Here is a 10215-nt window from a genome sequence, read left to right on the forward strand (position 1 = left end):
GGCCCGCACGTCGTGCCCGAGCGCCGTGGGCAGGCCGAGGCGTGCCGTGGCCAGTTCCCGCAGGGGTACGTCCCGGAAGCCCACGTTCGCCGACCAGACCGCGACGCCGCGTGCCTCGTCGACGACGCCCGGCACCACGACGCCGAGCGCGGCCGGGGCGAGGCCGTCGGCGCGGGCCTTGTCGGCCAGCCCCTCGGCCACGGCGAGGATCGTGTCGACGACCGCCTCGGCACCCCGGGCCGCCTCGGTGGGGTGCCGTTCGGCGTGCACCACGGCACCGTCGGGCCGGATCAGCGCGCACTTCATCCCGGTGCCGCCGACGTCCAACGCGACGACGACCCGCTCGTGATCTGCGGTCACGTGAGTACCACGGACCTGCTCAGGTGCCGGGGTGCGTCGGGGTCGAGCCCGCGACTGGTGGCCAGGGCGACGGCGAAGCGTTGCGCCAGGATCAGGTCGGCCATCGGGTCGACCGGGGTACGCCCGGCGGCCCAGCGGCCCAGCACGGTACGGACACCGTGGGTGCGGCTGTGCGCGAAGGCGGCACCGGTGGCGGCGACGTCCTCGGGCAGCCCGTCGGGCAGCTCGCCGAAGGCCCAGACCAGCCGGCCCGGTGCGGCGACGGAGATCGGGCCGTGCCGGTAGTCCATCGCCGGGTACGCCTCGGCCCAGAAGGTGGCCGCCTCGCGGCACTTGAGCGCCGCCTCCTGGGCCAGCCCGATCGTCCAGCCCCGGCCGAGGAAGGTGACCTGCTCGATCAGGCTCGGGTCGATCGGCAGCGGGGCGCGGACCGCGACCTCCGCGTCGGCGACCAGCGCGGTGATGTTGTCACCCAGGTGGGCGCGGAGCAGCGCCAGCGCGGTGGTGGGGAAGCGGGTCTGGATCACCGAACGTTCGTCGGCGAAGGGCATGGTGACGCTGGCGTCGGCGATGTCGACCGCCGGTGCGGCGGGGTCGCCCACCAGCACGGTGGTCGGGATCTGTCCGCGTACGGCGGTGAGCAGGTCGAGGACCTCGGTCGTGGTGCCGGAGCGGGTGATCGCCAGCAGCCGGTCGTACCGCCGTCCGGCGGGGAACTCGCTGGCCTGGAAGGCGTCGGTCTCGCCGTGCCCGACGGCCTCGCGGCGGGCCGCGTACGCGGTGGCCATGAACCACGAGGTGCCACAGCCGACGACGGCGACCCGTTCGCCGGTGCGGGGGAGCCGGTCGACCACCGAGGGGGCCAGGTCGGCCGCCTGGCGCCAGCAGTCCGGCTGGCTCGTGATCTCCGCGGAAACGTACGCCATGAGAACTCCTCGCAGGCCAGTTCGCTGCGTCATGCCCTTCGTTGCGCAGTGCAGCTTGTCGCGCAGCACGGCTTGTTGCGCAGTGCGGCTCGACGTGCGTTGCCGCTGGCTGCGCAATACGGCTCGTTAACCGCATCTTTCGAGCGCCATTCTGCTCGAAACGCGGTGGTAATGGCAACCGCAGGGGTGAACGCGCAGCCAGAGGTTTTGCCTCATCGTAGTTTCGCGCACTACTGTGCACGCAACCAATCACGGATCGTGCAGTGACGGAGGCTCCGGGGTGGACCGCTACGCGAGATGGAACGCCCTGCTCGAAATGCTGACCGACTCCGGTCGGGTCACCGTCGAGGAGGCCGCCGAACGCCTGGACGTCTCGCAGGCCACCATCCGCCGCGACTTCGACCAGCTCGCCCAACAGCAGATGATCACGCGTACCCGGGGTGGCGCGGTCGCCAACGGTGTCTCGTACGACCTGCCGCTGCGCTACAAGACCGCCAAGCACTCCGCCGAGAAGCAGCGGATCGGCGCGGCCGCCGCCGCGCTGGTGTCCCCGGGCACCGTGGTCGGCCTCAACGGCGGCACCACCAGCACCGAGGTGGCGCGGGCGCTGGCCGTCCGCCCGGATCTCAACACCAATGCCGAGGGCGCGCAGCTGACCGTGGTCACCAACGCCCTGAACATCGCCAACGAGCTGCTGGTCCGGTCCCGGATGAAGGTCGTGGTGGCCGGCGGGGTGGTGCGGCCGAAGTCATTCGAGCTGGTCGGCCCGTTGGGTGGGGCGCTGCTGCGCGAGGTCACCCTCGACGTGGCGCTGCTCGGCGTGGACGCCATCGATCCGCAGCTCGGCGCCGCCGCCCACCACGAGGGTGAGGCGGCGATGAACAACCTGATGGTGGCCCGCGCCAAGCGGGTCGTGATCATTGCGGACTCGTCCAAACTGGGCGGTCACGCCTTCGCCCGCATCTGCTCTGTGGAGCGGGTCGAGACGCTGGTCACCGACTCGGGTGCGGCACCCGAGGTGGTCGATGCCTTCCGCGTCGCCGGTGTCCACGTCATCTGCGCCTGACGTGCAAGGAAGGGCCCCCTCCTAGCGCCTCCGGTAGAGCAGGGGACCCCTGCTAACAACACCCCCGGCGTGGCACTGCATACCGGGTATTGCCTTCCGCTGCATACCGCGTATGGTGTCGTCGTCGCCCACACACCAACGGGGGAGGTGCAGCTTGCCAGCTGTCCTGGAAATCGAAGGTCTACGAAAGACGTACCGCAGCCGACGACGTGGCACCCGCAACGCCTTGGACGGCTTCGACATGCGCGTCGAGGCGGGACAGGTGCACGGCTTCCTCGGCCCCAACGGGTCGGGCAAGACCACCACACTGCGTACGCTGCTCGGCCTGATCCGGCCCGACGGCGGCCGGATGGCGATCCTCGGGCACGAGGTGCCCGCAGCGCTGCCGCAGGTCGCCGGTCAGGTCGGCGCGATCGTGGAGAGCCCGCAGTTCTTCCCGCACTTCAGCGCCAAGGACACCCTGTCGCTGCTGGCCGGCGCCGGTGACGTGCCCGCGCAGCGGGTCGACGAGGTGCTGGAACTGGTCGGCTTGCGCGACCGGGCCGGGGAGCGGGTCAAGACGTACTCGCTCGGCATGAAGCAGCGGCTCGCGGTCGCCTCGGCACTGCTCAAGAACCCACGGCTGCTGATCCTGGACGAGCCGGCCAACGGCCTCGACCCGGGCGGCATCCGGGAGATGCGCTCCCTGATGCGCAATCTCTCCGAATCCGGCATGACGGTGGTGCTGTCCAGCCACATCCTCGGCGAGATCCAGCTCATCTGCGACTCGGTCACCATCATCTCGTTGGGTCGTCGGGTCGCCTTCGGCCCGGTCGACGAGGTGCTGGCGCAGCACTCGTCGGGCGGGGTGCGGGTCCGGCTGGAGGCCGTGACCGACCTGCCGGTCGCCGTCGCCGCGCTGACCCAGGCGGGCGTACGGGTCACCACGAACGCCGACCACCTGATGCTCGCCGGGGTGGACAAGCCGGCCACCGTCACCCGGCTCCTCGCCGAGCAGGGGCTCTACGTCAGCGAACTCGCACCTATCGCGGTCGACCTGGAGAGCGTCTTCCTCGAACTGACCGCCACCGCACCGGTCCCCGGTCAGCACCGGCAGGTCGACCAGTCCGTACGAATCGATGGGGCGGCACCGTCCGCGCCCACCGCAGGAGGTTGGGGCGCGTGAGTCTCTTCCGTACCGAGCTGCGCCGGCTCGCCAAACGACGCTTCGCCCGCTGGATGGCGGTGGGGGGCCTGCTGGTGCTGGCCGTCGTCGTGGTCGGCATGTTCGTCAGCAACCAGAAGATCGGCCCGGACCAGTGGGCCGCGGCGGAACGGTCCGCCGACCGGCAGTACCAGGAGCAGGTCCGCTGGGCCGAGCAGGAGCGCGTCGCCTGCGAGCGGGCGAAGACGACGGGCGAGGAGTTCTACACCACCAACTGCGCGGAGATCAGCCCGCCGGCACGTGAGGACATCGAGGCGGAGTGGTTCCTGCCCTCGACGTTCGACTTCCGCGAGAGCTTCGGCGACATGCTGATCCCGCTCGCCGCGATCCTGGCCCTGATCGGGTTCGTGGTCGGCGCCTCCTTCGTGGGCGCCGAATGGAGCACCGGCGGGATGATGAACCTGCTGCTCTGGCGACCGAAACGGCTGACCGTGCTGCTGACCAAGCTCGGCGCGCTGCTCACCGGGCTGCTCGCCCTGGCGCTGCCCGCCACGGTGGCCTGGTTCGGCAGCATGTGGCTGGTCGCCAACCTGCGCGGCAGCACCGAGCAGATGACCTCCGGCGCCTGGCAGTCGTTCCTGCTCACCGGGCTTCGCGGCATCGTGCTGGCACTGGTGGCGGCGACGGTGGGCTTCGCCCTGGCGTCGCTGGGTCGGCACACCGCGATGGCGCTCGGCGGAGCGATCGGGGTGCTGGTGGTCGGTCAGATGGCGATCGCCGTCCTGCTGAGCATGATCCAGGTGCGGTACCTCGACGCGTGGCTGCTGCCCACCTACGCGTACGCCTGGATGACCAAGGAGATCGAGCTCCAGGACTGGCGCTCCTGCGACGCCTCGTACACGGGCAACTGTGAGCCGGCGACGCTGGCGATCACCTGGCAGCACTCGTCGCTGCTGTTCACGGTCGGCGTCGTGCTCTTCCTCGGCGCGGCGATGTGGGCGATGCGCCGCCGCGACATCAACTGACTCGACCGACTGCGGACGCCACCGCCACCACCGCCCTCGGGTCGTGGTGGCGGTGGTGCGTACGCGTCACGATGCGTCGGAAGATGCCCCTGGTTAGGCTGGTGGACCCGGTCGGCGCTGCTCGTGCCGGCCGCCCCTCGCAGAGGAGCCCCATGCAGCCCGCCGACGCCGCTGAGACAGCGGAGACCGGTCCGGACGCCGTCACGGTGCCGCCGCCACGGTCCGCCCCCGAGGTGGAGTCGACCCGGGCGCCGGACGCGGGTGTCGTCGGCCCCGAAGGACCCGAGGACACCGCCGAGGACGCCGCAGCGGAGAGTGCCCCCGAGGCAGCCGTTCCGCCCGCCGGGGGGCTCGGCGACCGGGACCGCGAGATCCTCGCCTTCGAACGCCAGTGGTGGCGACACGCCGGTGCGAAGGAACAGGCCATCCGGGACCGTTTCGGGCTCTCCGCGACCCGCTACTACCAGCTGCTGAACGCGTTGCTGGACAATCCGGCCGCGCTGGCCGCAGACCCGGTGCTGGTGGGCCGGCTGGTCCGGCTGCGCGCTTCCCGCGCACGGAACAGGCGCCGCTGACCGGGGAGAATGTCGGACCGCGCGGCGGGTAGCCGGGGCACGGAGGTGGCGACGATGACCGGATCAGGCCCGACGCGACCGAGGCGTACCGCACAGGTGACGTATCCGAGGACGGACGCGGGGCTGCCCGAGGCCGTCTCCGAGGAGCGTCGGCGGGGCCCGGCGGTCGGTGCCGCGCCGACCATGCGGGTACGCTCCGCGTCCGCCCCGCCACCGGGCCGGGCGGTCAACGAGGACCTGGTGTTCCGGTTCGGCCCGCTGGTCGGTGTCCTGGACGGGGCGACCGTGCCGGAGGGCTTCGACACCGGCTGCGTACACGGGCCGCAGTGGTACGTCCGGCACCTGGCCGCCCGACTGGGGCTGGCCGAGGCGGCGCGCCCGGCGGCGACGCTGGTGAGCAACCTGGCGGCGGCGATCCTGGCGGTCCGCTCCGACCACGGCGGGCAGTGTGATCTCGACCACCCCGGAACGCCGTCGAGCACGGTGTGCCTGCTGCGCGACGGTGGTGACCAGGTCGACTACCTGGTGCTCTGCGACAGCCCGCTGGTGCTCGACATCGGTGGTCGGGTCGGGGTGGTCACCGACGACCGGTTGGCCGCCTCGGTGGCCCGGTTACGCGCCGTCGCCACCGCACTGCCCGACTCGACGGACCGGGCGACCCGCTTCCGGCACGCCGTCACCGCGCAGCGCGAGCGGATGAACCGTACGCACGGCTACTGGGTCGCCGCCGCCGATCCGGACGCCGCCTACCAGGCGGTGGTCGGCACACTGCCCTTGCGGGGCCCGGAGGCGCTGCGGCGCGCGGTGCTGCTCACCGACGGGGCCTCCGCCGCCGTCGAGGAGTTCGGCCTCTTCGACTGGGCCGGCCTGCTGGACGTGGTGTCCACCGGCGGTCCGGGCGCGCTCGTCGACCTGGTCCGGTCGGCCGAGCGGGAGCACCCCGACCGGCTGCGCCGGCACAAGCCCGCCGACGACGCGTCTGCCGTCTACTGCGAATTCACTCGCTCGGACGACAGCGGAGCGTGAGGTCGGACGAAATCCGGTCCGACCGGTCGAACCCGTCCGCCGGAGGGGTCGGTCGACGCGGACCGGGTGGACTTGCGGCGTCGGGCGCGGGAGACTGCGGCACGTGACGGGTGCGGTCCGGTTGGAGCCGGTAGACGAGAAGAACCTCGAACCGTTGCTCTCCGTAGCGGCGGCCGAGGCGGAACCGGCCGAGGTGATGCCGCCGGTGGAGGCACCGGCGGGCTGGTCGCACGCGCGGCGGGAGGCGTTCCGGGAGTTCCACCGCGCCAGCTTCGGCGGGCTCGACGGGCCCACACGCACCGCCATGTACGCCATCCTGGCCGGCGGTGAGGTGGTCGGCATGATCCGGATGACCCGGCGGGACGCCCCGGACACCGTCGAGGTGGGCATGTGGCTGGGCCAGTCCGCCCGGGGCCAGGGCATCGGGCGGGCGGCGCTGTGCGAGCTGATGAACCTCGCGCCGGACGTCGGAGTGCGGACCGTGGTCGCGGACACCACGGCGGACAACCACGGTGCCCTGTACGTGCTGGAGAGGTGCGGCGCCAAACTGCGCGAGGACGGCGACCGGGTGTACGCCGAGATCGCCCTCAACCCCGCCCCCTGACCCCACCGTGGTGGGGTCAGCTGCGTTTGTCGGCGTAGGCGGCCAGCCAGGCGACCTGGTCGGGGTCCAGGGACGGGCGTACCCGGGATCGGGCGGTGGCGACGTGGTCGGCGGTGACCGTGGCGGCGGTCAGCGACTCGCGCATCGCGGCCAGCGCCGCCTCCCGGACCAGCGCCGCGCAGTCGGCGGCGGAGAAGCCGTCCAGCTCCGCGCCGAGCGAGGGCAGGTCGACGTCCTCGGCGAGCGGTACGTTGCGGGCCGCGGCCCGCAGGATCGCCGTCCGTGCCTCGGCGTCCGGCGGCGGGACGTAGACCAGCCGTTCCAGCCGTCCGGGCCGCAGCAGCGCCGGGTCGATCAGGTCGGGCCGGTTCGTCGCGCCGATCACCACCACGTTGCGCAGTGACTCGACGCCGTCCATCTCGGTCAGCAGCGCGGCCACCACCCGGTCGGTGGTGCCGCCGTCGCTGGCCTGGCCGCGTACCGGGGCCAGGGCGTCCACCTCGTCCAGGAACACCAGCGTCGGCGCGGCTTCCCGGGCCCGCCGGAACAGTTCACGGACCGCGCGTTCGCTCTCGCCGACCCACTTCGACAGCAGTTCGGCGCCCTTGACCGAGAGCACGTTCGCCCGGCCGGACCCGGCCAGCGCGGTCACCAGGTACGTCTTGCCGCAGCCGGGCGGACCGTAGAGCAGGACGCCGCGCGGTGGCTGCACGCCGAGGCGGGCGAACGTGTCCGGGTAGGTCAGCGGCCACAGCACCGACTCGGTCAGCGTCTGCTTGACCTCGACCAGGTCACCGACGTCGTCGAGGGTCACCCGGGCCAGTTCGAGCGTGGAGGCGGCCATGGTGGTCGGCCGTACCACCTCCAACGCGGCGGTGAAGTCGGCCATCGCTACGGTCGGGTTCTCCACCGACTTCTGGCGCAGGGCCGCGCGTACACCGGCCTCCCGCACCAGCGCGGCCAGGTCGGCGGCGACGAACCCGGGGGTACGCCCGGCGACCTCGTCCAGCCGTACGTCCTCGGCGAGCGGCACCGGGCGGGTCAGCACGGTGAGCTGTTCCCGGCGCAGGGCGGCGTCCGGCAGCGGGACGTCGATCCGCAGCGAGAGCAGGTCCGGGGCGCGGAGCGCCGGGTCCACGGCCTCCGGTCGGCCCGTGGTGCAGACCACCGCCGAGCCGGCCCGGACGACCTCGGCCAGGCACTGCCGGAACACGGTCCCCACCGGGCCGGGGCTGTCCGCCGGGGCCAGCGCCTCCACGTCCGAGACCAGCAGCACGGCCGGGCCACCGGCGACCACCTCGGCGGTCACCGCCCGGAGCCGGGCCGCGGCCGAGGAGTTGGTCAGCGCCGCGACCTCGGGAGCCCAGAGCTGGTGCACCCGGGCACCGACCTGCGCGGCCACCGCCCGGACCAGCGCGGACTTCCCGGAGCCGGCCGGACCGGCGACGAGTACGCCGAGCGCGACGGTGGTGCCGAGTCGGCCGAGCACCTCACCGTGGTGGAAGCCCAGGTCCAGCAGTTCGGTCAGCTCCTCCGCCTGGGACCGCAGGCCGGGCAGCTCGTCCACCGACGGAAGGTGCTCCTGGTGCACCTCGCTGTCGGCCCAGACCTCGGCACCGGTCTCCGCGTCCGCGTCGGTGTGCCGGTCAGCGCCCACCGTCGTACGCCCACCGGTCGGTCGCCCGAGCCCGGCGGAGACGGCGGTCGCCGACCTGCGGGCGTCGGTCTCCCCCCGGGTCTGCGGGCCGTGCTCCCACCCGACCAGGGTGTCCATGGTGACCAGCGCCCCCGGGGCCGGGTCGGCGTCGACGACGCGGAGGAGCGTGCTGGTCCAGGCGTAGCCGACCCGGGTGGAGAGGCTGCGTCGGGCCGCCTCCACCAGCGTGCGCGTCGACGCGTCCGGGAGGACGTCCTGGGGCAGCAGGGAGACGTCGTCCCCGGCGGTGACCACCTTGCCGAGCAACGCCAGTCGCAGCATCTCCGGGGAGACCACCGCGACGATCTGGGCCGGGCCGGAGAGCAGCACCCGGCGGGCGGCGGTGACGGGTGCCGGGCGCACCGTGACCTCCCCGCCGTCGCGGACGCCGAGGTTGCCCAGCGTCAGGTCGTCGGCGTGCAGCAGGCCGGCACCGGAGCCCGGTTCGGCCTCGGCGGCGATGCCGGCGGTCACCCGCCTGCCGGTCAACCGGACCGGATCGCCTGGCCGCAGCGCGAGCGCGGTGAGCGCCTCGGGGTGCAGCCGGACGATGCCACGCCGGGCGTCCAGCGCGGCCGGACGCAGACTGGCGATCAGGGTCAACTCGGGTTCGCCCACCCGAGCGACCCTAACCGGCCCGGTCACCCCCCGTGCGATCAGCCCGGCTGATCCTCACCGGTGAGCAGCGACGGGTCACGACGGATCAGCTCGGCCAGCCGGGCCGCCGGGTCCGGCTGCGGTGCTTCCGGAGCGTCGGACCAGCCGGTCGCGTCGCTGATCGGTACCGGCCAGGCCGGCGGCGGCGTGGCGGGCTGCCCGCTGACCACGACCTCCTGGCCGATCCAGGCCACCCGCAGGTCGTACGCGGTGCCGTCGTGGTCGACCCGGGCGGTGACGCTGGTGCCCGGACGGGCCGCGACCACGACGCGCAACGCCTCGGCCACCTCCTCCGCGACCTGCCGCGGAGACGTCCCGGGTACGCGTTCCGGCGCACCCGTCCAGCCGGGTCCCGCATTCCGGCTGTCCGTCCGGCTCGCCGCCGCACCGGACGGCGCGTCCGGCCCCGGATCGGGCTGGTCGTCGGTCGACGGATCCGTGGACCGGCGGCGCAGCGCCTCCTCGCGCCGACGCATCCGGGCCAGTGTCTCGTCCAGTCCGCCCCTCATCCGCCTCACCCCTTCCCACGAGCGGCCGTGAGCCGGTCGGCTCAGGCCCGCTTGTCCCGGATCGCCCGGTCCAACGCCCGATCGAGGACGACCAGCAGGGCGTCCCGCACGGAGAGCCGGTCCCGGGCGTCGAACTGCACCAGAGGTACGTGCTCACCGATGGCCAGGGCCCACCGGATCGCGTTGAGGTCGTGCGCCAGCTGCCCGTCGAAGGCGTTCACCCCGACCACGAACGGTAGGCCGGCCCGCTCGAAGAAGTCGATCGCCGGGTAGCAGTCGTCCAGCCGGGCGCTGTCCACCACCACCAGCGCGCCGAGCGCGCCCCGGGCCAGGTCGTCCCACATGAAGCCGAAGCGGGCCTGGCCGGGCGTGCCGAACAGGTAGAGCTTCAGGCTGCGGTCGATGGTGACGCAGCCGAAGTCCATCGCCACGGTGGTCGTGGTCTTGTCCGAGCGCTGGCCGGGGTCGTCGACCCCGATACCGGCGATCGTCATCTCCGCCTCGGTGGTCAGCGGCACGATCTCCGAGATGGCACCCACGGTGGTCGTCTTACCCACCCCGAAGCCCCCGGCCACCAGGATCTTGACCGGGATCGGCGGGGTCCGGCGGCTGTCTCTTATACAATCT

General features: G+C 72.9%; 11 protein-coding genes. 6 read left to right on the plus strand and 5 right to left on the minus strand.

Features of this window, described 5'->3' with window-relative positions; all coding sequences use genetic code 11:
* Both EYA84_RS18630 and EYA84_RS18635 read right to left on the minus strand, forming a co-directional pair.
* Positions 1-360 (minus strand): ROK family protein (locus EYA84_RS18630; RefSeq protein WP_255446626.1); only part of this gene is annotated, 360 nt, incomplete at its 3' end.
* On the minus strand, positions 357-1286 hold the full coding sequence (locus EYA84_RS18635) for an SIS domain-containing protein (RefSeq protein WP_131054334.1): 930 nt from the start codon (positions 1284-1286) through the stop codon (positions 357-359). The genes EYA84_RS18635 and EYA84_RS18630, both read right to left, overlap by 4 nt.
* Before the next feature lie 280 nt (positions 1287-1566).
* Between EYA84_RS18635 and EYA84_RS18640 the strand changes: the two genes are divergently transcribed.
* The 6 genes from EYA84_RS18640 (at position 1567) to EYA84_RS18665 (ending at position 6726) form a co-directional block, all read left to right on the plus strand.
* Entirely contained in the window at positions 1567-2352 is a 786-nt protein-coding gene (locus tag EYA84_RS18640; RefSeq protein ID WP_131054335.1) for a DeoR/GlpR family DNA-binding transcription regulator, read from the plus strand.
* Positions 2353-2506: 154 nt separating this feature from the next.
* Positions 2507-3517 (plus strand): ABC transporter ATP-binding protein, encoded by a 1011-nt coding sequence (locus EYA84_RS18645; RefSeq protein ID WP_131054336.1) that lies wholly within the window; start codon positions 2507-2509, stop codon positions 3515-3517.
* Positions 3514-4521, plus strand: a complete 1008-nt coding sequence (locus EYA84_RS18650) for an ABC transporter permease subunit (protein ID WP_131054337.1) — start codon at positions 3514-3516, stop codon at positions 4519-4521. Before EYA84_RS18645 ends, EYA84_RS18650 begins: the two co-directional genes overlap by 4 nt.
* A gap of 152 nt (positions 4522-4673) precedes the next feature.
* Complete coding sequence (locus EYA84_RS18655; RefSeq protein ID WP_131054338.1) at positions 4674-5096, plus strand: DUF3263 domain-containing protein; 423 nt, start codon at positions 4674-4676, stop codon at positions 5094-5096.
* 54 nt (positions 5097-5150) lie between these two features.
* Positions 5151-6122, plus strand: a complete 972-nt coding sequence (locus EYA84_RS18660; protein ID WP_236145833.1) for a hypothetical protein — start codon at positions 5151-5153, stop codon at positions 6120-6122.
* A 103-nt stretch (positions 6123-6225) separates the two neighbouring features.
* The gene (locus tag EYA84_RS18665; RefSeq protein ID WP_131054339.1) at positions 6226-6726 is read left to right on the plus strand and encodes a GNAT family N-acetyltransferase; all 501 of its coding nucleotides are present in this window, start codon (positions 6226-6228) and stop codon (positions 6724-6726) included.
* Positions 6727-6742: 16 nt separating this feature from the next.
* Here the strand turns inward: EYA84_RS18665 and EYA84_RS18670 are convergent, their stop codons facing one another.
* From EYA84_RS18670 to EYA84_RS18680, 3 genes are read right to left on the minus strand one after another with little or no spacing between them, the layout of a single operon-like run.
* A complete protein-coding gene (locus EYA84_RS18670; RefSeq protein ID WP_131054340.1) occupies positions 6743-9040 on the minus strand; it encodes an AAA family ATPase in 2298 nt (765 codons plus the stop codon).
* Positions 9041-9078: 38 nt separating this feature from the next.
* Entirely contained in the window at positions 9079-9588 is a 510-nt protein-coding gene (locus EYA84_RS18675) for a hypothetical protein (protein ID WP_131054341.1), read from the minus strand.
* Positions 9589-9629: 41 nt separating this feature from the next.
* Entirely contained in the window at positions 9630-10208 is a 579-nt protein-coding gene (locus EYA84_RS18680; RefSeq protein WP_131054344.1) for an ATP/GTP-binding protein, read from the minus strand.
* Between the last annotated feature and the right edge of the window lie 7 nt (positions 10209-10215).

This window comes from Verrucosispora sp. SN26_14.1, assembly GCF_004307965.1.
In the GTDB taxonomy this organism is placed as follows: domain Bacteria; phylum Actinomycetota; class Actinomycetes; order Mycobacteriales; family Micromonosporaceae; genus Micromonospora.

Coding starts and splice junctions, on each gene's coding strand:
- EYA84_RS18635 (WP_131054334.1), bottom strand. CDS start 1,286: ATGGCGTACGTTTCCGCGGAGATCACGAGCCAGCCGGACTGCTGGCGC.
- EYA84_RS18655 (WP_131054338.1), top strand. CDS start 4,674: ATGCAGCCCGCCGACGCCGCTGAGACAGCGGAGACCGGTCCGGACGCC.
- EYA84_RS18660 (WP_236145833.1), top strand. CDS start 5,151: ATGACCGGATCAGGCCCGACGCGACCGAGGCGTACCGCACAGGTGACG.
- EYA84_RS18675 (WP_131054341.1), bottom strand. CDS start 9,588: ATGAGGGGCGGACTGGACGAGACACTGGCCCGGATGCGTCGGCGCGAG.